Origin of the sequence: Haloechinothrix halophila YIM 93223, assembly GCF_000504245.1 — a bacterium.
Classification (GTDB): Bacteria; Actinomycetota; Actinomycetes; order Mycobacteriales; family Pseudonocardiaceae; genus Haloechinothrix_A; species Haloechinothrix_A halophila.
Genome location: NZ_KI632509.1, coordinates 2,362,247 through 2,383,862, shown reverse-complemented (window position 1 = coordinate 2,383,862; position 21,616 = coordinate 2,362,247). Strand labels below are relative to the sequence as shown.

Genomic DNA, 21,616 nt, shown 5'->3' with positions numbered 1-21,616 from the left:
GGGTAAGGTCGGCCCCACCAGCTCGCTTCCAGACCAGGACGACACACATGCAGGATGACCACCGACCCGCCGCGGGGTTCCGTCTGACGGTTGCGGTCACGCCCGACGACGTCGGCAAGCGGGTGTCGCTGCGGCGTCGCACCGCGGGCGACAGGTTCACCGACGTCGTGGGCGTGCTGGAGACCTGGGCTGAAGGACGGATCGCCGTCCGCAGGCGCGACGGTCAGCTGGTCGAGTTCGACGCGGATACCCTCGTGGCAGGCAAGGTGGTGCCGCAGGCGTGGCCGCGCCGACGCTCTGGCTGAGCGCCGCCCCGACGCCGCACTACACCGTCGCCTGTCGTTCCTCGGCGATTTCCAGCGCGATATTGATGATCATGTCCTCCTGGCCGCCGACGTAGCGGCGTTCGCCGCAGCGGTACAGGATCTCGTGCGCGGGCACACCATAGCGTTCCGCCGCGCGCTCGGCGTGCAGCAGGAACGACGAGTACACCCCGGCCACACCCTGCACGATCGACGACCGGTCCATCACCGGCAGCCGGGTGATGAACGGCTTGACCACGTTCTCGGCGGCATCCATCAGCACGTCCTTGTCGACCCCGGTGGTGATGCCGAGCCGGTGAAACGTCGCCGCGAGCACCTCGGTGGGCGAGTTGCCCGCGCCAGCACCGAGCGCGACCAGCGAGCCGTCGATCTGCCGGGCGCCCGCACGGTAGGCGAGCACCGAGTTGGCCACACCGAACGACAGGTTCTGGTGCCCGTGATAGCCGACCTGCGCCTGGCCGTCGAACTCCGCGACCAGCGCGGCCACCCGGTCGGCGGCGTCCTCCAAGATCAACGCACCCGCCGAGTCGACCACGTAGACACACTGGCACCCGGCATCGACCATGATCCGGCCCTGCTTCGCCAGATCTTCCGGGGTCGACATGTGCGAGAGCATCAGGAACCCGACCGTCTCCAAGCCCAGGTCGCGGGCGGCCTGGAAGTGCTGGATCGACACATCGGCCTCGGTGCAGTGAGTGGCGATGCGGACAGCGCCCGCCCCCAGATCCGCGGCGGCGCGCAGGTCGGTGACCGTGCCAAGGCCAGGCAACAGCAGCACGGCGATCTTCGCGCGCTGGGCCTCGTCGACGGCGGCTGAGATCAGCGTGCGCTCGTCGACCAGCGAGAACCCGTAGTTGAACGTCGACCCGCCCAGGCCGTCGCCGTGGCTGACCTCGATCAGCGACACCCCGGCGTCGTCCAGCGCCCGCACCGTGTCGCGGACGTTGGCCTCGGTGAACTGGTGCGCCATCGCGTGGCTGCCATCGCGCAGCGAGGTGTCAACGAGCCTGACCTCGCGCTCGGTGTCGTCCCACGTGCCCATCAGGCCCGCACCGCCTTCCGGTCGGAGATGATCTTCTCGGCCAGCAACTCGCCCGCTCGTGATGCCGCGGCGGTCATGATGTCGAGGTTGCCCGCGTAGGTGGGCAGATAGTCACCGTTGCCAGCGACCTCGAGGAACACCGCCACCCGTGCGCGGCCGTTCCAGTTCGGCTGCGGGTCGTCGAACTGCGGGTCCGCCTTGAGCCGATAACCCGGCACGTACACCTGCACGTCAGACACCATGCGGTGGATCGACTCGCTGATCGCGTCCCGGTCGGCATCTGGGTCGATCGCGCAGAACACCGTGTCCCGCATGATCATCGGCGGCTCGACCGGGTTGATGATGATGATCGCCTTGCCCTTGGCCGCGCCGCCGACCTTCTCGATCCCGGCTGCTGTGGTCTCGGTGAACTCGTCGATGTTCGCGCGAGTGCCAGGACCCGCCGAGCGCGACGACACCGACGCCACGATCTCCGCATACGGCACCGGGGTGACGCGGGAGACGGCGTGCACGATCGGGATCGTCGCCTGCCCGCCGCAGGTGATCATGTTGACATTCGGTGCGTCCAGCTGATCGCCGATGTTGACCACCGGGCACGTGAACGGGCCGAGCGCCGCAGGAGTGAGATCGACGGCTGTGATGCCCGCTTCGGCGTAGCGCTGCGCATTGGCGGCGTGCGCCTTCGCCGAGGTGGCCTCGAACACCAAGTCCGGCAGCCGGTCTCGGGTCAGCAGCCAGTCCACGCCATCGGCCGATGTCTCCAGCCCGAGTTCCGCCGCGCGGGTAAGCCCGTCAGACTCGGGCACCACACCCACCATGTACCGCACGTCGACCAACTCGCTGCGGCGGAGCTTCGCCAGCAGGTCGGTGCCGATGTTGCCCGGGCCGACGATCGCGGCCACGGCTGTGTCCGTACTCATGGGTCTTACGGTGCGCGCCCGGGTGCGGCACACTCAACGCATGCGTACCGCTCAGCGGAACAACAGTGGCCCGGCAGGCACCGCGTCGCCTGAGCCGCCACGTGTCGCGGCCGCCGACCCGTCCACTGCCGCCCGGCTCACCGCGCTGCTCGCGGCATTCCGGCCAGGCGACGATGCCATCGGGGTGTCCGAGCTCGCTCGCCGGACGGGGCTGCCGAAGACCAGCGTGCACCGGCTGTCTGGGCATCTGGTCGAGCACGGCTTACTGGAACGAGAGGGTCCCGCGCTGCGGCTCGGCCTGAAGCTGTTCGAGATCGGCCAGCTCGCCGTCCGGCAGCGCGGGCTCGTCGACACCGCCCGCCCGCTGCTCGCCGACCTCCGCGAAGCCACGCACAACACCGTGCACCTCGCGATACTGGAAGGCACCGAGGTCGTCTACCTCGACGTGGTGCGAGGCCCGGACGCGCCGAGGCTGCCGTCCCGCATCGGCGGGCGATTCCCAGCACACGCCACCGGCGTCGGTAAGGCGATCCTGGCGTTCTCGCCGGACGACGTCATCGATGCGGTGATCGACGCGGGCTTGCCCCGCATCAGCAGGCGGACCATCACCTCGCCCGCACTGCTGCGTCGGCAGCTCACCACGATCGCCGCGGACGGCGCGGCGTACGAGCACGAGGAGTCAAGCATCGGCACCGTGTGCGTCGCCAGCCCGGTCGTGGCCGCGGACGGCCGAGCGGTAGCGGCGATCTCCGTGGCCGGGTGGGTCAACCGCATGCGCACCGAACGACTCGCCCCCGCTGTTCGCACAGCCGCGCTCACGCTCTCCCGGACGGTCCGCTAGCACCGCGCATCCGATTTCGGAACAAGACTTTTGGTTCAGCGGCCGAGCCAGTCTTTGAACGCCATTTCGAATCGTGTCAGCGCATCATCGAGTTCAGCGGACCCATGCGCTTCTGACACGAACCAGACACCTCGGCGCGCCACCCAGACCCCATGCTCGACGAGTACCGACGCGAGACTCGCGTAGCGTTTCAGATCGAGCTGATGCAAACTACGATAATCGGTGACTTCGACATCGCCGAACGACACATGGAACGCAACCGGGAGACCCTCGACTCGCAACGATTCCCCGAACGATTCTCCGATTTCCCGGATGCCGTCCATCAGTTTCCCGCCGTGCGCCATAATACTGGTGTACGGCGGTTCATCCCGCACATGTTCGAGCGTGGCGATCACCGCCGCCATTCCGGGCGCCCATGCGTTGAATGTGCCGGAATGGTTGACCTCGCCGGTTCCGATGCGATTCAACAGATCCGCGCGGCCCGCGAGCGCGGAGACCGGATATCCACCGCCCAACGCCTTGCCGTAGAGCGCCAGATCCGGTGTCACGCCATAACGACGAGCGGCACCACCGGGACCGACCCGGAAACCGGAGATCACCTCGTCGAAAATCAGCACGACCCCGTGGCGCGAACACATCCTGCGCACCCGTTCCAGATAACCGGTTTCGGGTTCGATCACACCGGAATTGATCATGACCGGCTCCATGATGACGGCCGCGATCCGCTCACCGTCTCGCTCCAGCACGGTGCCGAGCGCGTCGGCATCATTCCAGGGCAGCACCGTGAAGTCATCGAGATGCGACGCCACCTGTCCCGCGCTCGCCGCTTCCCACGCACCGTCATGGTCAGCGAGGAGGACATTGTCCAGCCAACCGTGATAGTGCCCCTCAAACCGGATGACATGGGTGCGGCCCGTGACCGCCCTGGCGAGCCGGAACGCGGCTTGCACCGCCTCGGTTCCGGTGAGCCCGAAGCGCACCATCTCCGCCCAGCCGAGCGTCTCGCACACCAATTCCGCCGCGCGAACCTCCAGCTCACTCTGCCCGCCGAAGATCAGGCCGTCGCAGGACGCTTCGTGGACTGCCGAAGTCAGGAATTCCGGGGCATGCCCGTAGAGCGCGGGACCCTGACCGAGCAGGTAGTCGACATAATCGACGCCGTCGACGCTGTGGAGGCGCGATCCCTTGGCGCGGGCGAGAACGACATCCGGGCCGTCGAGCCGAACATTGGAATGCACGCCACCGGGGGTTCGCTCCCGTGCCCGGCGCCGGAGTTCGCCGGATTGATCTAGATCTTGTGTAATCGTACTGACGGCCTCACCAGTGTTATGCACAGATACCTCCGGGCATGCGAATGACCGCTAAGGGTCCTCATCTCTACTACGGGAGTGACGGGCGTATATGCCCCGCGCGCACCCGGCGGAACCGGTCAACATCAAAAATAGAACATACGACTCAGTATATGAAACACGCTACGACGCGGGAATCATTTCGTCAAGAGTCTTGTTCCACGCAACGATTCGCACAATTCACAGATGTTGTCTGTCACGGTCGATTCTGACCGGACATCGCCACCGCGGCGGAACACGACAGAACTCGGCACCTATCAACCGCGCTGATCCCGACCGCATCCTCGATGCGATACGGCGGCCGCGACGACTGTGTCTCCACCAGAGACGAAAAGGAATCTTAATGACAGATCTTTCCGGAGCACGCGTCCTTGTCACCGGCGCGAACGGCTTTATCGGAAGCCACCTCACGGAACGTTTGATGGCCGAGGGAGCGCGGGTGACAGCGTTCTGTGAATACAATTCACACTGCTCGTTAGGATGGCTCGACGAACTGACGTCAGAACAGTTGTCGAACCTCGACGTGAAGCTCGGCGACATCCGTGACAGACGGTTCGTGCACGACGCGATGAGCGAGATCGATATCGTTTTTCACCTCGCCGCGCTGATCGCCATTCCTTACAGTTATCAGGCACCCGCGTCGTTCGTGGAAACGAATATCAACGGAACACTCAACGTTCTCGAGGCCGTGCGGGACAGCCCACACGTCCGCGTGATCAACACGTCGACGAGCGAGGTGTACGGCACACCGGAGTCGGTGCCGATCGCCGAGAGTCACCGGCTGCGGGGGCAGTCCCCCTACGCCGCGACGAAGATCGCCGCCGACCAGCTGTGCGAGGCATACGCCCGGACATTCGACACCGACGTCGTCACGCTGCGTCCGTTCAACACGTACGGCCCGAGGCAGTCGGCGCGCGCGATCATCCCCACCATCCTCGGTCAGCTGCTCGCCGGCGCGACGAGTGTGCGGCTCGGCAACCTGGCCCCGCAGCGAGACCTGACCTTCGTGACCGACACGGTCGACGGCTACGTGCGGATGGCGACCGCCGACCTGCCGCGCGGCGAGACGGTACACCTCGGCACGGGAGAGGCGGTCAGCATCGGTGACCTCTTCGCGCTGTGCTGCGAGGCGACCGGCACCGACGCCGAGGTCGTCTCCGATACCGAACGCATCCGGCCGGAGGCGAGCGAAGTCCAGGTCCTGCTGTCCGATCCGAGCGGAGCGAAGGAACTGCTTGAGTGGCAGGCGGGCACCACGCTGCGCGAAGGCCTCGCCGAAACCGTCCGCTGGCTCACACCACGGACCGATCCCCACCGAGCCACGCGGTACCAGCGATGATTCCGCTCAGCGAGCCGACATTCACCGGCAACGAGGCCCAGTACCTGCGGGAGTGCGTCGACAGCGGCTACGTGTCCTCGGTCGGACCGTTCGTGGAACGGTTCGAGAAGATGTTCGCCGCCACGGTCGGTGCCAGCCACGCTGTCGCGTGCGCGAGCGGGACGGCGGCGCTGCACGTCGCCCTCCGGCTCGCGGGTGCGCAGCCAGGACGTCTCGTCGCGGTATCCGACTTCACGTTCATCGCATCGGCCAACGCCGTCACCTACACCGGCGCCGACGTGCTATTGGTCGACAGCGAGTGCGCGACCTGGAACATGAACACCGAACTGCTGCACGACGAGGTCTGCCGCCGCGCCCGCCGAGGTGAGCGAATCCCCGACGTCGTCGAGGTCGTGCACGTGTTCGGGCACCCGGCGCGCATGGAGCCACTGCTGGAGCTGCGGGACCGGTTCGGCATCCTGATCGTCGAGGACGCGGCCGAGGCTCTCGGCGCGGAGTGGTGCTCCGGCGCGGCTGCCGGGATGGGAGTGGGCACGGTCGGCGATATCGGCTGCTTCTCGTTCAACGGCAACAAGATCATCACCTCCGGCGGTGGCGGCATGCTGGTCACCGCCGATGCCGAGCTGGCCGCGCGGGCGCAGCACCTGACGAATCAGGCCAAGCTGGGCCGCACGACCTACCACCATGACACCGTGGGCTACAACTATCGGCTCAACAATCTGTCGGCAGCGGTGGGGCTCGCGCAGCTGGAGCGATTACACGACGCCGTACGTACGAAGCGCGGGATCGCCCGCCGCTACTCAGACGGTCTCGGTCGCCTGCCACTCAGCGTGGCGCCCCGCGCGTCATGGGCGAACCCGTCGTACTGGCTGTACTCGCTGCTGATCTACGAGAATATGCTGGGACCGGAGCACGTCGTCTCCGCGCTCGCCGAGCGAGATGTCCAGGCACGGCGCGTGTGGCCGCCACTGCATGCGCAGGCCCCGTACCGGTCGGCGGAACGACTCGGCGGCGAGGTGAGCGAGAAGCTGTACCGCAGAGGACTGTCGCTGCCGAGCTCCACGCAGCTGACCGAGGCCGACCAGGCCACGGTCCTCCGCGCGTTGACCGAGTTGTTCCGGTGGCGGCATCCCGCAAGGACGTGATCAAGCATCCCGGACTACAGCCCCAGCAGCTTCCTGAGATCGCGGACGTGGCGCCGGGAGACTTCAACGCGGCTGCGGCGCTGGTCGTCCATGACCAGCACCAGGGCGCCCTTGAAGTCGGGGCGCAGTTCCCGCACGTGGTCCAGATTCACCAGGTACGACCGGTGCGTGCGGTAGAAGTGTCCGCCGAGCCTGCGCTCCAATTCGTTGAGTGAGAAGCTCACCAGCACCCGCTCCGAGGACAGCTGCAGATAGGAGTATCCCCGCGCTGCCGTGGCGAAGATGATCGACGAGGAGTCCACCAGTACCGTGCGGTCGCCCTGCTGCACCGGGATCCGGCCCAGCGGATCCGGGTGCGACGCCGGGGCAGGGGGCGTCGCGGGAGCGGGGGCCGCCGGGATGCCCTGTGCGGGCGTCGACTCCCCATCGGTGTCGCCCTGCGCCGGGGCGAGTGCCCGTGTCAGCGCCCTGCCGAGACGTTCGGCGTCGAACGGTTTGACCAGGTAGTCGGCGGCGTCGAGGTCGAACGCGTCCGGCGCGTAGTCCGGGTACGCCGTGGTGAAGATGACCTTCGGCGGGTGCGGTCCCGACCGCAGCGCCTCGGCGACCTCGATGCCGGTACCACCTGGCATCCGGATGTCGAGCAGCACGATGTCGTAGTCGAGCGAGCGCAGCAGCACGAGCGCTTCCTCCGCGTTCGTAGCCTCCCCCACGACCTGTACCTGGTCGAAGCCACCGAGGAGGTAGCGCAGCTCCGCCCTGGCTGGTGCCTCGTCATCGACGATCAGGCAACGGGCGCGCACTCGATCACCTCAACGGAATCTGGAGCTCGACAACGGTGCCGCCGCCGTCATTCGACTGGATGTCGAGACGATAGCGTTCGCCGTACAGCACTTCCAAGCGCTGCGAGATGTTGCTGAGACCTACTCCCCCATTCGCCGCACCGTCCCTCGTGGTCAGCCGGTCAAGCACCTCCTGCGAGATTCCAACACCGTCGTCGGCGACGCGGATCGACGTCGTCCTGGTCAGCGGGTCGACCCGAGCCTTGAGCAACACCGTGCCACCGTCGACTTTGTCCGCGATTCCGTGCTTCACGGCGTTCTCCACCAGCGGCTGCACGGTCAGTACCGGAACATTCGCGGTGAGCACCTGCGGGTCGATGTCGTAGCGCACATTGAGCCGGTCACCGTAGCGGGCCTGTTCCAGCGACACGTAGGTGCGCACGAAGTAGTACTCCTGCCCGAACTCAACAAGCTGCCCGTCCTGGCGTACCGCGTAGCGGAAGAAGTCCGATAGCCGCAGCAGCAGCCGCCGTGCCTCCTCCGGGTCGGTGCGCGCCTTGGAGGCGATGGTGTTGAGCGTGTTGAACAGGAAGTGCGGGTTGATCTGCGCCCGCAGCGCGTCGAGGCGCGCGTCGACGGCGAGCTTGCGTTCCCGATCCAGCTCAGCAAGCTCCAGGTGCAGCGACAGGATGCCGGCGAGCCCTTCGACCAGCTCACGCGGCGGTGGGACTTCGTCGAGCCGGTACACCTTGAGCGTGCCGACCACCCGTTTGCCGATGGACAGCGGCGCGAGCACGGCGCTGCGTAGCGGGCAGTCCTGCTCAGGACAGCCCAGCTTCGCCTTGCTGCGGACGACGCTGGTCTTGCCTCTGGCCAGCACCCGGGAGGCCGACTCGGTCTGCGGCGCGTCGCCGACGGTGTGGTGATCGGAGCCAGGCCCGACGAACGCCAGCACTCGCTCCTGGTCGGTGATCGCGACCGCGTCCCCGCCGAGCAGCGGATGCAGCAGTGCCACAGCACGCTCGGCCGCCTCGGTGGTCAACCCGGACCGCAGCGGCATAGACCTTCCGACGGCGGCGATGGTGCGGCCGTGCCTGCCGGGCTGGCGCGGCGGGCGAGGCTTGCGCGGACCCCGCAACGCGGAGGGATAGCCGATGGTCAACGCCACGGTGAGCGCGACGCCGATCAGCATCGTGACGCCGACTTCGAGCGGCGGATCAGGCACGCGCTGGGTAACCAGGTACACCAGTCCCCACGCGAGGATCATCGCGCCTGCCAGCGGCAGACTTCCCCTGCTCATCGCTCGCTCCTGTCTTCCTTGACGCCCTTAACGCCACCGACGCCCGCGATGGTCAGCCGCGCGAGCCGCGCGGCTCGCCGGTCGGCCGCGGTGCCGTGCAGCCGCAGCCACATCCGGTCCACATCCTTCGGCGTTGGCGTGCACAGCGACACCACCACCGTCACCAGAGTGGCCAGTGGCGCGGCCACGATCGTCGGCGCGAGCAGCACCTCACCGACGCCATTGTCCCCGGTCAGGGTGGCGCTGGTGAACATGCCGATCGCGGTAACCGCTCCGGTGATCATGCCAGCCCCCGCGCCACGCGAGGTCGTGCCGCGCCACCAGATCGCCAGCATGAATACCGGCGCCAGTGCGGAGCCTGCCAGCGCGAATGCCCAGGTCACCATGGTCGCCACGATCGAAGGGAACAGCGCGGTCAGCGAGTCGGGCCGCAGCCCGAGCGCAAGCGCGGCCGAGAACACCGCCACCACGATCACCGCGCCGCGTCCGGCCCACACCGCCTGCCGCTGGCTCGCGCTCGGGTTGATGTGGCGCTCGTAGACGTCGTGGCCCCAGGACGCCGCCGAGGCGAGCAGCAACCCGGCGATGGTTGACATCACGGCGATCAACGCGCCGATCGCGATGAACCCCAACCCGGCCTCGCCGCCGAAGATCCGGCCGAGCACCAGCGGCGCATGCTCGGGCACGCGCAGCACACCGTCCACGGTGAGCTCCGCTAGCCACGGATGGCTCTCGACGGACTTCGCGATGAGCGACCGGGACGCCGTGCCGAGCAGCACCGCGAGGGTGTAGAACAACCCGGCGAAGCCGAGCACCCACACCGTCGTCATCCGCGCGGCGGTGCCGGTGGGGCTGGTGAAGTAGCGGTTCATGATGTGGGGCAGGCCAGCGGTGCCCATCACCAGCGTCACCATCAGCGTGAGCTGCCCGAACGGGCCGTACCGCCCGCCCGGCTCGCCGAACGTCGCTGGCTCGGCGGTGTCGAGCCGGTTCGACTCGGTCGCCAGCCCCCACTCGCCACCGGCGAACGCGGGGTTGGCGAGCGGTTCGGAATCCAGTTCGGCCACGGCATCCGGGTAGCTGAACCCGGAGCCAAGCACCACCACGGTGAGCCAGATGAACGCCGCGAGTAGCAGCAGGAACTGCACCGCCTGCGTCCACGTCGTGCCGCGCATCCCGCCGAGCACGACCAGCGCGGTAATGGCCACGGTGGACAGCACGACGCCGGTGGCGTACGGCGTCAGGCCCAGCACACCCTCCCCGACCAGCAACTCCCAGGTGATGCCGCTGCCGACGGCCTGCGGGACCAAGTACGACAGGATGATCAGCTGTACGACGCAGACCGCGATCAGCCGGATGCGGCCGGAGCCGAGCCTGCGGCCAAGGAAGTCCGGGATGGAGAACTCCCCGAACCGCCGCAATGGGGCAGCGACGAACAGCAGCACCGGCACAAAGCCCGCCGCGAACCCCGTCGCATACCAGATACCGTCCAAACCGGACACATACACCGCCGCCGCGACCCCGAGGAACGACGCGGCGGAGAAGTAGTCGCCGCAGATCGCGCAGGCGTTGGTCGCGACGCCAACCCGCCTGCCAGCGAGGTAGAACTCCAGGGTGGACGCCCTGCCGGGCCGCAGTACCAGGGCGAGCACGGTGACCGCGAGCAGCAGCACCGTGAGCGCGATAATGCTGGCGACCGTCATGAGTCGTCGCTCTCGTCCACCGGCTCCCGCTCCTGGGCGCCGAGCATGCGTTCCTCCACCCCGTTCGACAGCGTCGCGGCGGCCGCCGCCAGCGCGAAGAAAAACACGTACAGCCCGAAGGCCGCCATGACGAAGCTTGGGCTCATCCCGCCGATCAGCCTGCCGCCCGACCACCAGTCGACGGTCAGCGTCAGCACCGGTACCCCGACCACGACGCAGAGGAACACCGCAAAGTGCCCGACGGCGACTTTGCGCACCGTGCGGAACGACGCATCGACGTCGGCTGGCATGTCGTAGTCGTCGCCGATGACGGCGGCCCACTGGCCATCGTCATCGTTCAACGGTGAAGGAGCACCGGTATCGCGCACATCACGCACCCTAGCCAGCAAACGGTTCGCCCGGAACACGTATCGGAACAAAGCCGGAGGTCAGCCGCAGGACGGTCGACCGGCGTCGTCGGGAGCTAGTCGGTGCTAGTCAGGGCTAGTCCCGGCTAGCCGGTGCTAGTTGGCGGGTTGTCCCGCGTCACGGATCCGCTTCGCCGAACGCAGCAGCACGACCGCGCCTCCCCCTACGAGCACCAAACCGATGCCCGGCAGCAGCTTGCCCCAGGCGTCGGTGCCGACGCTGATCTGCACCATCCTGACGAGCTGCCAGCACACGATCAGTGCTGCTGCGACCCCCGGCATAACGGCGTGGACGAACGCCACTCGACGACGCGGGATAAGCGCACCCGCGATCGCGAGGAAGCCCGCGCACAACGTCCACAGCCCCGCGCCAGCGGCACCGGACAGGCTGCCGACCGGAGTCGACACCCAGGGCATCGGCGAACCAACCACGATGAGCAGCCCACCAAGGATCATTCCACCACTGCCAACGTGCATGATCCGCCGACGAGCCGGGCGAGTCCTGTCCGCTGTGGTAACCGATGACATGTCCGGCAGCTTAGGAGTGACGTAGGCCACGCCGACAGCGTTCGTTCCCCAACGGTCAGCTACCGCTTCCGGGCGGCCGGTACGGCGACGCGAACGGCTGCCCGTGTGCGCCGCGTCACGTTCGCGGCGGCCCGTGACCGTTCGGGAACCCAACCCAGCCACCGGGGCGGTCTTCCTTGATCTTGCCCGCGACCTGGCGTTGCGCTAAGCGCGCGAAAGGCTCGAAAGGAGACTCGACGGTGACGCATTCGAAGTATGACGAACACAGCCCACCCGAGGGGGATTGGCGCCGTGAGTACTGGCGCAAGAACCTGCGGCTCATGGTGATCCTGCTGAGCATCTGGTTCATCGTGTCCTTCGGCTGCGGCATCCTGTTCGTCGAGCAGCTCAACAAGATCGAGATCGCGGGCTTCCCACTCGGTTTCTGGTTCGCCCAGCAAGGTTCGATCTACACATTCCTGGTGCTCATCCTCATCTACGCCATCCGGATGGACCGGCTTGACGACGAGTACGGCGTCAGCGAGCGCGACGGGGATGGTGAGCGACTGTGAGCGAGATCCAGCTCTGGACGACGATCTTCATCGTTCTGTCGTTCGGCGTCTACATCTACATCGCCTGGCGCAGCCGGGTCAGCGAGACGGAGAGTTTCTACGTCGCCAAGCACGGCGTACCGACGGTGGCCAACGGCGCCGCGATCGCGGCGGACTGGATGTCGGCCGCGTCGTTCATCTCGATGGCCGGCCTGCTGGCGTTCCTCGGCTCCGACGGCTCGGTGTATCTGATGGGCTGGACGGGTGGCTACGTGCTGCTCGCTATGCTGATCGCCCCTTACCTGCGGAAATGGGGCAAGTACACGGTCCCCGAGTTCGTCGGTGAGCGGTACAACGAGACGGTGCGCACCGTGGCGGCTGCCGCCGCCATCATCATCTCGTTCACCTACGTCGTGGGCCAGATGAACGGTGGCGGCATCGTGTTCAGCCGCTTCCTCGGCATCGGCCTCACCGGCGGTGTGCTGATCGCTGCGGGCATCATCTTCATCTACGCGGTGCTCGGCGGCATGAAGGGCATCACCTGGACCCAGGTGGCGCAGTACACCGTGCTGATCGTCGCTTACCTGATCCCCGCGGTCGCGGTGTCCCAGCAGGTCACCGGATTCCCCATCCCGCAGGTGTCGTTCGGCACGATCCTGGATGAGCTGAACGCTATCGGCGCGGAAATGGGCCTCGAGCAGTACACCGAGGCATTCGCCCAGCAGCCGATGATCAACATGTTCCTGGTGACGCTGGCGCTGATGATCGGTACCGCCGGTCTGCCGCACGTGATCATCCGGTTCTACACCACCCGCACGGTGCGGGGCTCGCGGCACTCGGCGTTCTGGGCACTGCTGTTCATCGCCATCCTCTACACCACGGCCCCGGCCGTTGGCGCGTTCACCAAGCTCAACCTGCTGGAAGGCGTCAAGGGCACCGCCGTGGACGCGCTACCGCAGTGGATCAACAACTGGGCGACAACCGGGCTGGTTACCATCGCTCCCGATGCCGAAACGATCAACTCGGTCAGCAACAGCGCGGCGGACGGCGCTGACCTGACGATCAACAACGACATCCTGGTGCTGGCCTCCCCCGAGATCGCGGGCCTGCCGGCGCCGATCATCGGGTTGGTCGCGGCAGGCGGTATGGCGGCGGCGCTCTCCACGGCGGCCGGTCTGCTGCTGGTGATCTCCTCGTCGGTGTCGCACGACTTCTACTTCCGGCGGATCCGCAAGCACGCCGACGACAACGAGCGGCTGCTGGTCGGCCGGATCGCGATGGCACTGGCGGTGGTCGTCGCGATCGTCGCGGGCATCAACCCGCCCGCGTTCGTGGCGGAAGTGGTGGCGTTCGCGTTCGGCATGGCCGCGGCCAGTTTCTTCCCAGCCATCGTGCTCGGGATCTTCTGGAAGCGGTGCAACGCGAAGGGCGCCGCGGCAGGCATCGTCGTCGGTCTCGGGTTCACGATCACGTACATGATCTGGACGCTGGACGTGTTCGGAACGACGGCGAACGACTACATCCTCGGCATCAGCCCGCAGGGCATCGGTGCCGTGGGTGCGGCGGTCAACTTCATCGTGGCGGTCATCGTCTCGAAGCTGACCTCGCCCCCGCCGAAGCACATCGAGGAGATGGTCGAAAACATGCGGTACCCGGCCGTGACCGCTCAGTCCGGCTCCCGGACGGCGCCAGCGGGCGAGTCCGGCAGCCCCGAAGGAGGCACATCGTAGGTCGACTCAGTCAGCGGGGCCGCGTCCTGATGGGCGCGGCCCTGCTCGACGTCGCGGTCAGTCCGCTGTTCATCTGGTCGACGTTCACCGAGACACTGGCCGCCGAACTCGCGGTGGCTGAGCCGTCGCTGAGCGTCGTGTTCGCGGTCGGGCTCGCGCTGTTCACCACCGGCGTGCTGCTCGGCGGCAGGCTGGCCGACGCCGTAGCGCCCCGAGTGCTCGCGGTGGTCACTGCCGCCGGGGTGGTGGCCGGACTGATGCTGTGCGCGGTGGCATCGTCAGTTCCGGTGCTGCTGATCGGGTTCGGGGTGGTGCTCGGGTTGACGACCGGAGTCGGCTACGGCACGGCGGTGCGCGTAGCGGGCACGGTGGATGACCCGGGTGGACCTGCAGGCGCTGGCGGCCATGGACGACGCGGGCGGGCGGTGGCGCTCGTGGTGAGCGCCTACGCGGCGGGCGCTGTGATTCTGGCTCCGATCGCCGCGTGGCTGCTAGCTGCGGCCGGGCGTGCCGGGACGTTCCTCGTGCTCGCCGGGCTGCTGGGTCTAGCGCTGCTGGGATCGGCCGCGCTGCTGCCGGGTGCGGGCGCGGCGGCTACCGCCACGGACCCGACCGCCACGGGTGGTGGCACGTCGGATTCGACTGCTCGCGCCACTCGTGGCGTGCCGAGTGACCCCGGAGTTGCCGCCGCCGTCCCACGCCGCGCGGTACTGGCGCTGTGGGTGTTGTTCTCACTGGGCAGCCTCCCCGCGCTGGTGGCGTTCGCCCACGCGGGAGCGTTCGCGGGCGACCCCGCGCTCGTGGTCGCCGCCGTCGCGCTGCTCAACGCGGGCAACGTGCTGGGACGGCTGGCGGCAGGGCCGCTGGCCGACATCGCGGGCTACCCGGCCACGCTGCACGGCACGGCGTTCCTGCTGCTGGCGGCCCTGATAGCACTGGTCCCGCAGGACGTGCCCGCACTGGCGCTGTCCGCACTGTTCGCGCTCGGCGCGCAGTACGGCGCATTGTCTGTGCTCACCCCGGTAGCCACCGCCGACACCGTGCCCGCCGCGCGGTTCGGCACCAGCTACGGCATGGTCTTCAGCGGCTGGGGTGTCGCGGGTCTGGCCGGTCCGGTCGCGGCAGCGGCCCTGGTGACGCAGGCTGGCCAGCAGGTGCTGATCGCGGCGCTGGCCGGTGTGGCGGTGTTGGCGTGGGGCGCGACGGTCTGGGTAACGCGGGACCGGCGGGTGCCGGCGTCGTAGTCTTGCTCGCGTGGATCTGCTGCGTGGCGCGTTTGGTGTGAAGGACCCGGCATGGGATGTCGCCGTGACGCACGCGCTCTTGCGGCGAGTCGGCGCCACTTCCTCGGGCACCGTGTCCCCCGAACCCAGCGCCGTGTCCCCCACGCTCGACGCTGTGTCCCCCACTCTCGACGCCGAGATCCCTGGTGCGGTGCTGCGGGCGTACCGGCCGCAGTCCCGAGTGGTGGCGTTCGGCAGGCGGGACACCCGGCGACCGGGCTTTCCCGCCGCCGTGGACGCCGCCCGCGCGGCCGGGTTTACCCCAGTGGTGCGACCGCAAGGCGGGCGCGCCGTCGCCTACACGGAGCACTCGCTGGTGCTCGACCACATTCACCCGCACGCCGAGACACTCGGCGGCATGGACGAGCGGTTCGCCACCTACGGCAAGCTGTGGGCGCAAGTGCTGTCCGAGTTCGGGATCGACGCCCGGGTTGGGGAGGTGCCGGGCGAGTACTGCCCTGGCGCGTACAGCGTGAACGCCCGGGGCTCGGTGAAGCTGGTCGGAACCGCGCAGCGCGTCATCAAAGGTGCGTGGTTGTTCAGCGCGGTGGCGATCCACGACGACGCTGAAGTGCTCCGCGCGGTGCTCTCCGGCGTGTACCGAGCACTCGATCTGCCGTTCGACATCGCCTCAGTCGGCTCGATCCGCGATGAGGCACCCGATGTGTCGCTCGACCTGCTGGAAACGGCAGTCCTCGCCGCGTACGACGCCGATCACGTCCTCACGCCGATCACTGTGGATGGCGAGGCAACCCGCACCGCAGAAGGTCTACTCCCCGACCATCGGATCACTTGAACCGCGTCGCAAGGATCGCCCCTAACTTTCACAACCTATGCCATCGCCGTCGGCATCGAACCGGTGCGGATCGCCTTCCTGGACGCGGAAGTTGCGCTCCGAGATCTCGCCGCAGTCCTTGTCCGGCGGGTAGGGGTAACTCACCACTCCCGGACCTGGTTGGGGTTTAGGTGCAGGCTGCGGTTGCGGTTCGGGCTGCGGCTCAGGTTCCGGCTTTGGCGTGTACTTCCGCGCTCCGAAGTGCGAGCATGCGCCCCACAGACCGGCTTCGCGTGATTTCGCCTTTCGGCCAGCAGCCTTGATTTGTTTCCAGTGGAGATCGTTTGGCTGGTTCAGCACTGCCTTCGCGTGACCGCTAGTGTCGCGTGTCGATAGTGGTTTGACGGTTCGGTGAGTGTCAGAATGCGGCATGGCGAATCGTGCTGCGGCTGCTCTGGTGTTGCGTGATGGTGATCGTGAGCGGCTGGTGTCGTTGACGCGGAGTTCATCGGTGCGTGCTGGGCTGGTGCAGCGGGCTCGGATCGTGTTGCTGGCCGCCGAGGGGGTGTCGAATACGGCGATCGCCGAGCGGGTGGGGGTGTCGCGGCCGACGGTGATCAGTTGGCGGGAACGCTACGAGAGTTTGGGTATCGACGGTTTGCACGATGAGCCGCGCTCGGGTCGGCCGCGGGCGATAGATCATCGCCAAGTCGTGGCGGCGACGTTGAAGCCGCCACCGAAGAAGCTCGGGGTGACGCACTGGTCGAGTCGGCTGTTGGCTGCCCGGCTGGGAATCAGCAACGGCACGGTGGCCCGGGCGTGGCGCGCGTACGGCGTGCAGCCCTGGCGGGCCGGGACGTTCAAGTTCTCCACCGACCCGGAGCTGGTCGCCAAGGTCACCGATGTGGTGGGGCTGTATCTGGCGCCTCCGGAGAACGCGATCGTGCTCTGCGTCGATGAGAAGTCGCAGGTCCAGGCGCTGGATCGGACTCAGCCGATGCTGCCGATGCAGCCCGGACGTCCCGAGCGGCGGACCCACGACTACGTCCGCCACGGCACCACCACGCTGTTCGCCGCGTTGGAGATCGCCACCGGCACGGTGACCGCGGCCTGCAAACCAAGGCACCGGCATCAGGAGTTCCTCGCCTTCCTCAAGCAGGTCGCCAAGGCCTATCCCGATCGTGAACTGCATCTGGTGATGGACAACTACGCCACCCACAAGCGCGTCGAGGTCCGCGACTGGCTGGCGGCCAACCCACGGATCCACGTGCACTTCACCCCGACCTCCGGGTCGTGGCTCAACCTGGTCGAGGTGTGGTTCGGCATCATCGAACGCCAAGCCATCCACCGCGGCAGCTTCCGCTCCGTGCGCGACCTCAACACCAAAATCCGCGCCTTCATCACCGGCTGGAACGACCGCTGCCACCCCTTCATCTGGACCAAAACTCCAGACCAGATCCTGAAGAAAGCAAATCGTCAAACGACTTCAAACACGCGACACTAGCCACCATATTGAGGTTGACGAAGACACCGTTGTCGTTCCAGAGATACAGGAGGTAATGCCCGTACTGGTCGCGCAATTCCTCGTCACGCTGCACCCAAACAGTGCTGCCCGGCCGCACTAGATTCTTCACGTGAGCGGTCGCCTTGGGGCCGTAGCATTGCACCGGCTTGCTTCGGTGCTTCGTTTCCGGTGTATCGATCTCAAGCAACTGGACATCGACCTGGGAATTGCTGGGTAGCGGGCCCTGTCGGCTTGTTGCGACAAGTTCTAGCGTGTCCCCATCGACAATGCGACGTACCTTTGCCTTCTGCACGTCCGCCGGAGCCTTGGCTGGTGCACCGGCCGGCCGCGCGTTCTCCTTCTGCTCTTTCTCGGACTTCGTGGCTTGTGGTGTCGTCGTCTCGGAGTGTGTGGACGTGCTCGCGGTCGGGCTACCAGATGTTTCCTCCGACGCTTCCGAGGCCAGAACAGCGGCGACGAGTACCCACCCAACAATGGCCAGACCAACCGTTCGGCCAGGGTGCTGACGACCGGCGTACCACTGACGCACCGGGCTGTCCCTGACGAACGCCAAGATCACGACGAGGATCGTCCCGAGCAGAAAGAATCCGAACAGAGCTGCCATACAGCACGATCCCCCTAAGAATCCGATACAGCACTCCTGTGCCGTATTCGTTAAATCGCGCGGCGCGCGTCAGTCGTCACGCTTCCGCACCGGCTGATGTCGACTCGTTACCGCGCCGCGAGCTGGTCGTAAGTTCGCGTGCCGACAACGGAGCGAGGGACGACAAGGATTCAAGGTTCCCTGCGAACAGCATGTTCACCAAGTGGCTGAGAGGTCAGAGTCACGCCAACCGGGCGGATTTGGACTCCAAATACCGCTGCTCGGGGATACTCGTCGTCCGACGGGCGGCCTGTCGGTAGTGCTTGATCGCCGTGTCCGTGTCACCGGCCATCTCGTACAGGTGCGCGCGCACCGCGTCCAGCCGGTGATGCTGGGCCAGCCTGCTGTCGTCGTCCAACGACTCGAGCAGCCGCAATCCCGCCTCAGGGCCGTGCACCATCGCGGCGGCCACCGCCCGGTTCAACGTGACCATCGGGTTGTCCGACATCTGCGCGAGCACGCCGTAGAGCGCGAGGATCTGCGGCCAGTCCGTCTCGTCGTGGCTTGCGGCTTCGTCGTGCAGCGCGGCGATCGCCGCTTGCAGCTGGTATGGCCCGAGGTCGCCGCGTGACATCGCGTCCTCAACAAGCTTCGAGCCTTCGGCGATGGCGTGCAGATCCCACCGGCTGCGGTTCTGCTCGGCGAGCGGGATGAGTTCGCCGTCCGGCCCGGTGCGGGCCTCACGGCGGGCGTTGATGAGCAGCATCAACGCCAGCAACCCGGCGACCTCGGCGTCGTCAGGCAACAGCCGGTGCACCACGCGCGTCAGCCGGATCGCCTCACTGGACAGCTCAACGCGATCCAGCGCCGCACCGGAAGTGGCGGTGTAGCCCTCGTTGAAGATCAGGTACAGCACATGCAGCACCGCGTCGAGCCGGTCGTCCCGCTCGTCAGAGGGTGGCATCCGGAACGGCACCCCGGACGAAGCGATGCGCTGCTTGGCCCTGCTGATGCGCTGGCCCATCGTCGAGTCGGGCACCAAGAAGGCCTTCGCGATCTCCTCAGTGGTCAAACCACCGACGGCGCGCAGGGTCAGCGCGATCTGCGACGACGCCGTCAGCGACGGATGGCAGCACAAGAACAGCAGGATCAGCGTGTCGTCGGAATCGGCGCTCGCATCGGGCGGCGGAGCCACGAACGCATCGCGCGGCGCCCGTGCGGCCTGCGCATCCTCCCGCTCCCGACGCGACTGGTCGCTCCGGAGCTGGTCAGTCATCCGCCGGTAGCCCACCCGGATGAGCCAGCCCTTCGGGTTATCCGGGACACCGTCCTCGGCCCACTGCGTGGCCGCGGCGAGCAACGCCTCCTGCACAGCGTCCTCGGCCGCGTCGAAGTGGCCGAACCGGCGCACCAATGCGCCGAGAACCTGCGGCGCGAGGTCACGCAACAGGTCCTCGACGCCTTGGTCGATCCGCACGTCTCTCACATCTCCTGGCCGCTGTTGGCATCCATGATGGGCCGAACTTCGATGGCGTCTGGGCTGTTCACGCCGTCGAATCCGACGACTCGCGCCGCGATCTCGGATGCCCTGTCGAAGTTGTCACAGTCAACCACCCAGTAGCCCCCGATCACATCGGAGCCATCGACACTCGGCCCATCCGTGATGACGACCATGTCATCCTGCTTGCGCAGTGTCCTCGCCAATGTGGGGTCTGCCAGACCCGCAACATCGATGAGTTCGCCCGTCTCGGCCAGTTCGGCGTTGAGCTTGTCCATGAACTCGATCGTCCGCTCGAAGCCGTCGACCAGTGTCTCCCAACCTTCCCATGCCGAAGGTGGGGTCTTGACCAGCAGCATGTATCGCATGTCCATTCGCTCCATCTCGTCTCAGTGGCATCCCGTGCGGATGCGATCACCAGAGACGTCGGAGCCAACGACCGCGCTTCGACATGCCTCAGCTCATTGCTTCCCGGACTTCGATGGTGTCGGGGCTCATCGGACCGTCGAACTCGACGATCCGCTGCGCGATCTCCAGTGCACGGTCCTTGTCCGCACAGTCGAGCACCCAGTACCCGCCGAGCACTTCCTTCGCCTCGGCGAACGGCCCATCCGTCGACACGGCCGCACCGCCGCGCTTGCGCACCGTGACAGTTTGCCTCGGATCGGCGAGGCCCGCGGCATCAAGGAGCTCGCCGGACTCCTGCAGCTCGGTGTTCAACTGCATCATGAAGTCGAACGTCTCCTGCATGTCCTCCGGCTTGATGTCGCGGGTCTCGAAGTCCGACAGCGCGCTGTGGACCAGCAGCATGTACTTCACGTCGTCACCCCTCAGAATCGCGATGTTGCCGCAACTCTAAGGGGTCGACGGCGTGCGTGCTTGTCGCGCATACCTCAAATCCGAGGAAACAGCGGTTCTGGTGCCGCGGCATCACGGTTGCAGGACGCTCAGGGCGATCAACGCCGTCGCAGTCCCGGCCGTCAACAGCGTCACAATTGCGGTCGCTCGCAGGCTGGCCCCTGCCGTGGCGACACCAACGGTGAACGGTAGCGCAACCAGAACTACGGTCACGATCCCCCATAGCGTACCGGTCCAAGGATCTGGGTCCGGCTCAATACACGGACCGATAAAGCACCCAGAGAAGCTGATGAGGGCGAACAGTCCGGTTGCGAACACCGGATACGCCACCACACCAGCGACCACGATGCCGACACTCAATCCAAGAAACGGTCGGCGGCGCCGTTCCCGCGACGTGGACGGATCTGCAGTACTCATCTGTCGTGTTCCCCCATCCGGCAACCTCCGGTGCCAGCGCCCTGCCGACTAACGAACGGCTCACGTACCTGCTTCGCGAGGATACGCAGTCACGTCCGGTATGTCGGCGAACGATGATTCCGTCGTGGAACTCATCGCACCGGGCAACAAGCCGGGATGATCGTGGTGATGCTGCGAACGGCTGAGAACGGAGGGTTTCTAACGGATTCGCCGTGTCGGACCCCGGATACACGAAAAGCCCAGGTGCTTGACCTGGGCTGGTGCTCCCCCGGCTGGACTCGAACCAGCAACCCTTCGGTTAACAGCCGAATGCTCTGCCAATTGAGCTACGAGGGACTGCGTTGCCGCGCCGCGCGCTGCGGATACTGACTATACATACATCATCATCTCCGCCCGCACGGGGCCCTCCCTACTCCCGGCGACCGGTCGGGCGCACCGCGCAACATGCCCCACGCCCGGCCGCCGGGACACGGCGGCTGTTGTGGGGGACAATAGGCAGCCCCAGGTCAACGACGAGGAGGGTGGCATGGTGAAGTTCCTGCTAGGCGCGGCGGTCGGGTATGTGCTCGGGTCACGTGCGGGGCGCAGCCGTTACGAGCAGATCGTGCGCACCTACCGCAAGGTGGCCGACCACCCAGCCGTACAAGGTGCGGCAGGCGTCGCCAGGGCCAAGATCGGCGAGAAGGTTCCGTTCGCGCAGAAGTACGAGAGCCGGCAGCCGGAGCGACAGCCCTGAGG

Annotated in this window: 24 protein-coding genes and 1 tRNA gene; 10 read left to right on the top strand and 15 right to left on the bottom strand. The window is 66.9% G+C overall.

Translation table 11 applies throughout. From position 1 onward, the window contains the following. Positions 1 to 47: 47 nt before the first annotated feature. Positions 48 to 305, top strand: coding sequence for a putative acetyltransferase (locus AMYHA_RS10800; RefSeq protein WP_034270594.1), 258 nt, complete (start codon positions 48 to 50; stop codon positions 303 to 305). A gap of 19 nt (positions 306 to 324) precedes the next feature. On the opposite strand, the gene dmpG is transcribed toward AMYHA_RS10800, so the two are convergent. After that, entirely contained in the window at positions 325 to 1,365 is a 1,041-nt protein-coding gene (gene dmpG, locus AMYHA_RS10795) for a 4-hydroxy-2-oxovalerate aldolase (RefSeq protein ID WP_034270591.1), read from the bottom strand. After that, positions 1,365 to 2,285 (bottom strand): acetaldehyde dehydrogenase (acetylating), encoded by a 921-nt coding sequence (locus tag AMYHA_RS10790; protein ID WP_034270588.1) that lies wholly within the window; start codon positions 2,283 to 2,285, stop codon positions 1,365 to 1,367. The genes dmpG and AMYHA_RS10790 overlap by 1 nt, the downstream gene beginning before the upstream one ends. 40 nt (positions 2,286 to 2,325) lie before the next feature. Between AMYHA_RS10790 and AMYHA_RS10785 the strand changes: the two genes are divergently transcribed. Further along, entirely contained in the window at positions 2,326 to 3,126 is an 801-nt protein-coding gene (locus AMYHA_RS10785) for an IclR family transcriptional regulator (RefSeq protein ID WP_084037067.1), read from the top strand. 35 nt (positions 3,127 to 3,161) lie between these two features. Here the strand turns inward: AMYHA_RS10785 and AMYHA_RS10780 are convergent, their stop codons facing one another. After that, the gene (locus AMYHA_RS10780) at positions 3,162 to 4,460 is read right to left on the bottom strand and encodes an aspartate aminotransferase family protein (protein WP_231104694.1); all 1,299 of its coding nucleotides are present in this window, start codon (positions 4,458 to 4,460) and stop codon (positions 3,162 to 3,164) included. Between the two features lie 358 nt (positions 4,461 to 4,818). Between AMYHA_RS10780 and AMYHA_RS10775 the strand changes: the two genes are divergently transcribed. Together AMYHA_RS10775 and AMYHA_RS10770 are read left to right on the top strand one after the other, a co-directional pair. Further along, positions 4,819 to 5,814: an SDR family NAD(P)-dependent oxidoreductase gene (locus AMYHA_RS10775; protein WP_034270585.1), complete on the top strand. Its 996-nt coding sequence runs from the start codon at positions 4,819 to 4,821 to the stop codon at positions 5,812 to 5,814. Continuing rightward, positions 5,811 to 6,959, top strand: coding sequence for a DegT/DnrJ/EryC1/StrS family aminotransferase (locus AMYHA_RS10770; RefSeq protein WP_034270582.1), 1,149 nt, complete (start codon positions 5,811 to 5,813; stop codon positions 6,957 to 6,959). Before AMYHA_RS10775 ends, AMYHA_RS10770 begins: the two co-directional genes overlap by 4 nt. Before the next feature lie 14 nt (positions 6,960 to 6,973). Here AMYHA_RS10770 and AMYHA_RS10765 read toward each other — a convergent pair whose 3' ends face one another. The 5 genes from AMYHA_RS10765 to AMYHA_RS10745 all read right to left on the bottom strand — a co-directional run bounded on the left by AMYHA_RS10765 (position 6,974) and on the right by AMYHA_RS10745 (position 11,679). Next, positions 6,974 to 7,762, bottom strand: a complete 789-nt coding sequence (locus AMYHA_RS10765) for a LytR/AlgR family response regulator transcription factor (RefSeq protein ID WP_034270580.1) — start codon at positions 7,760 to 7,762, stop codon at positions 6,974 to 6,976. A 4-nt stretch (positions 7,763 to 7,766) separates the two neighbouring features. Further along, a complete protein-coding gene (locus tag AMYHA_RS10760) occupies positions 7,767 to 9,041 on the bottom strand; it encodes a histidine kinase (RefSeq protein ID WP_034270577.1) in 1,275 nt (424 codons plus the stop codon). Beyond that, positions 9,038 to 10,744 carry a sodium/solute symporter gene (locus tag AMYHA_RS10755; RefSeq protein WP_034270574.1) on the bottom strand — a complete coding sequence of 569 codons (1,707 nt, stop codon included), beginning with the start codon at positions 10,742 to 10,744 and terminating at the stop codon, positions 9,038 to 9,040. Before AMYHA_RS10755 ends, AMYHA_RS10760 begins: the two co-directional genes overlap by 4 nt. After that, the gene (locus AMYHA_RS10750) at positions 10,741 to 11,085 is read right to left on the bottom strand and encodes a hypothetical protein (protein WP_034276730.1); all 345 of its coding nucleotides are present in this window, start codon (positions 11,083 to 11,085) and stop codon (positions 10,741 to 10,743) included. Before AMYHA_RS10750 ends, AMYHA_RS10755 begins: the two co-directional genes overlap by 4 nt. A 162-nt stretch (positions 11,086 to 11,247) precedes the next feature. Continuing rightward, positions 11,248 to 11,679: a hypothetical protein gene (locus AMYHA_RS10745; protein WP_231104693.1), complete on the bottom strand. Its 432-nt coding sequence runs from the start codon at positions 11,677 to 11,679 to the stop codon at positions 11,248 to 11,250. Between the two features lie 239 nt (positions 11,680 to 11,918). On the opposite strand from AMYHA_RS10745, the gene AMYHA_RS27550 reads away from it, so the two are divergent. From AMYHA_RS27550 to AMYHA_RS10725, 4 genes are read left to right on the top strand one after another with little or no spacing between them, the layout of a single operon-like run. Then, positions 11,919 to 12,230, top strand: a complete 312-nt coding sequence (locus AMYHA_RS27550; RefSeq protein WP_231104691.1) for a DUF4212 domain-containing protein — start codon at positions 11,919 to 11,921, stop codon at positions 12,228 to 12,230. After that, the gene (locus tag AMYHA_RS10735; RefSeq protein WP_051399755.1) at positions 12,227 to 13,939 is read left to right on the top strand and encodes a sodium:solute symporter family protein; all 1,713 of its coding nucleotides are present in this window, start codon (positions 12,227 to 12,229) and stop codon (positions 13,937 to 13,939) included. Before AMYHA_RS27550 ends, AMYHA_RS10735 begins: the two co-directional genes overlap by 4 nt. Positions 13,940 to 13,968: 29 nt before the next feature. After that, entirely contained in the window at positions 13,969 to 15,183 is a 1,215-nt protein-coding gene (locus tag AMYHA_RS10730; protein WP_034270569.1) for an MFS transporter, read from the top strand. Between the two features lie 10 nt (positions 15,184 to 15,193). Continuing rightward, positions 15,194 to 16,018, top strand: a complete 825-nt coding sequence (locus AMYHA_RS10725; RefSeq protein WP_034270567.1) for a lipoate--protein ligase family protein — start codon at positions 15,194 to 15,196, stop codon at positions 16,016 to 16,018. Positions 16,019 to 16,039: 21 nt separating this feature from the next. Here the strand turns inward: AMYHA_RS10725 and AMYHA_RS27875 are convergent, their stop codons facing one another. Continuing rightward, entirely contained in the window at positions 16,040 to 16,162 is a 123-nt protein-coding gene (locus AMYHA_RS27875) for an excalibur calcium-binding domain-containing protein (RefSeq protein WP_231104690.1), read from the bottom strand. Positions 16,163 to 16,427: 265 nt separating this feature from the next. Between AMYHA_RS27875 and AMYHA_RS10720 the strand changes: the two genes are divergently transcribed. Beyond that, positions 16,428 to 17,501 carry an IS630 family transposase gene (locus AMYHA_RS10720; protein WP_084037065.1) on the top strand — a complete coding sequence of 358 codons (1,074 nt, stop codon included), beginning with the start codon at positions 16,428 to 16,430 and terminating at the stop codon, positions 17,499 to 17,501. Here AMYHA_RS10720 and AMYHA_RS26360 read toward each other — a convergent pair. From AMYHA_RS26360 to AMYHA_RS10695, 6 genes are all read right to left on the bottom strand, one after another. Further along, entirely contained in the window at positions 17,428 to 18,126 is a 699-nt protein-coding gene (locus tag AMYHA_RS26360; protein ID WP_084037063.1) for a thermonuclease family protein, read from the bottom strand. The genes AMYHA_RS10720 and AMYHA_RS26360 overlap by 74 nt on opposite strands. Positions 18,127 to 18,346: 220 nt before the next feature. After that, complete coding sequence (locus AMYHA_RS10715) at positions 18,347 to 19,576, bottom strand: RNA polymerase sigma factor (protein WP_196776997.1); 1,230 nt, start codon at positions 19,574 to 19,576, stop codon at positions 18,347 to 18,349. Positions 19,577 to 19,587: 11 nt separating this feature from the next. Beyond that, positions 19,588 to 19,977 carry a YciI family protein gene (locus AMYHA_RS10710; protein ID WP_051399754.1) on the bottom strand — a complete coding sequence of 130 codons (390 nt, stop codon included), beginning with the start codon at positions 19,975 to 19,977 and terminating at the stop codon, positions 19,588 to 19,590. Between the two features lie 82 nt (positions 19,978 to 20,059). After that, complete coding sequence (locus tag AMYHA_RS10705) at positions 20,060 to 20,413, bottom strand: YciI family protein (protein WP_157362505.1); 354 nt, start codon at positions 20,411 to 20,413, stop codon at positions 20,060 to 20,062. Positions 20,414 to 20,533: 120 nt separating this feature from the next. Beyond that, positions 20,534 to 20,878 carry a hypothetical protein gene (locus tag AMYHA_RS10700; protein ID WP_157362009.1) on the bottom strand — a complete coding sequence of 115 codons (345 nt, stop codon included), beginning with the start codon at positions 20,876 to 20,878 and terminating at the stop codon, positions 20,534 to 20,536. A 263-nt stretch (positions 20,879 to 21,141) separates the two neighbouring features. Beyond that, positions 21,142 to 21,214, bottom strand: a tRNA-Asn gene (locus AMYHA_RS10695). Between the two features lie 190 nt (positions 21,215 to 21,404). Between AMYHA_RS10695 and AMYHA_RS10690 the strand changes: the two genes are divergently transcribed. Continuing rightward, positions 21,405 to 21,614, top strand: coding sequence for a hypothetical protein (locus tag AMYHA_RS10690; protein ID WP_034270557.1), 210 nt, complete (start codon positions 21,405 to 21,407; stop codon positions 21,612 to 21,614). The last annotated feature ends 2 nt before the right edge of the window (positions 21,615 to 21,616 follow it).

What these genes read in the sequence shown, in the direction of transcription:
- AMYHA_RS10800 (WP_034270594.1), top strand. Translation starts at nt 48, where the DNA reads ATGCAGGATGACCACCGACCCGCCGCGGGGTTCCGTCTGACGGTTGCG.
- dmpG (WP_034270591.1), bottom strand. Translation starts at nt 1,365, where the DNA reads ATGGGCACGTGGGACGACACCGAGCGCGAGGTCAGGCTCGTTGACACC.
- AMYHA_RS10790 (WP_034270588.1), bottom strand. Translation starts at nt 2,285, where the DNA reads ATGAGTACGGACACAGCCGTGGCCGCGATCGTCGGCCCGGGCAACATC.
- AMYHA_RS10785 (WP_084037067.1), top strand. Translation starts at nt 2,326, where the DNA reads ATGCGTACCGCTCAGCGGAACAACAGTGGCCCGGCAGGCACCGCGTCG.
- AMYHA_RS10775 (WP_034270585.1), top strand. Translation starts at nt 4,819, where the DNA reads ATGACAGATCTTTCCGGAGCACGCGTCCTTGTCACCGGCGCGAACGGC.
- AMYHA_RS10770 (WP_034270582.1), top strand. Translation starts at nt 5,811, where the DNA reads ATGATTCCGCTCAGCGAGCCGACATTCACCGGCAACGAGGCCCAGTAC.
- AMYHA_RS10760 (WP_034270577.1), bottom strand. Translation starts at nt 9,041, where the DNA reads ATGAGCAGGGGAAGTCTGCCGCTGGCAGGCGCGATGATCCTCGCGTGG.
- AMYHA_RS10755 (WP_034270574.1), bottom strand. Translation starts at nt 10,744, where the DNA reads ATGACGGTCGCCAGCATTATCGCGCTCACGGTGCTGCTGCTCGCGGTC.
- AMYHA_RS10745 (WP_231104693.1), bottom strand. Translation starts at nt 11,679, where the DNA reads ATGTCATCGGTTACCACAGCGGACAGGACTCGCCCGGCTCGTCGGCGG.
- AMYHA_RS10730 (WP_034270569.1), top strand. Translation starts at nt 13,969, where the DNA reads ATGGGCGCGGCCCTGCTCGACGTCGCGGTCAGTCCGCTGTTCATCTGG.
- AMYHA_RS10720 (WP_084037065.1), top strand. Translation starts at nt 16,428, where the DNA reads ATGGCGAATCGTGCTGCGGCTGCTCTGGTGTTGCGTGATGGTGATCGT.
- AMYHA_RS26360 (WP_084037063.1), bottom strand. Translation starts at nt 18,126, where the DNA reads ATGGCAGCTCTGTTCGGATTCTTTCTGCTCGGGACGATCCTCGTCGTG.
- AMYHA_RS10710 (WP_051399754.1), bottom strand. Translation starts at nt 19,977, where the DNA reads ATGGACATGCGATACATGCTGCTGGTCAAGACCCCACCTTCGGCATGG.
- AMYHA_RS10705 (WP_157362505.1), bottom strand. Translation starts at nt 20,413, where the DNA reads ATGCTGCTGGTCCACAGCGCGCTGTCGGACTTCGAGACCCGCGACATC.
- AMYHA_RS10700 (WP_157362009.1), bottom strand. Translation starts at nt 20,878, where the DNA reads ATGAGTACTGCAGATCCGTCCACGTCGCGGGAACGGCGCCGCCGACCG.
- AMYHA_RS10690 (WP_034270557.1), top strand. Translation starts at nt 21,405, where the DNA reads ATGGTGAAGTTCCTGCTAGGCGCGGCGGTCGGGTATGTGCTCGGGTCA.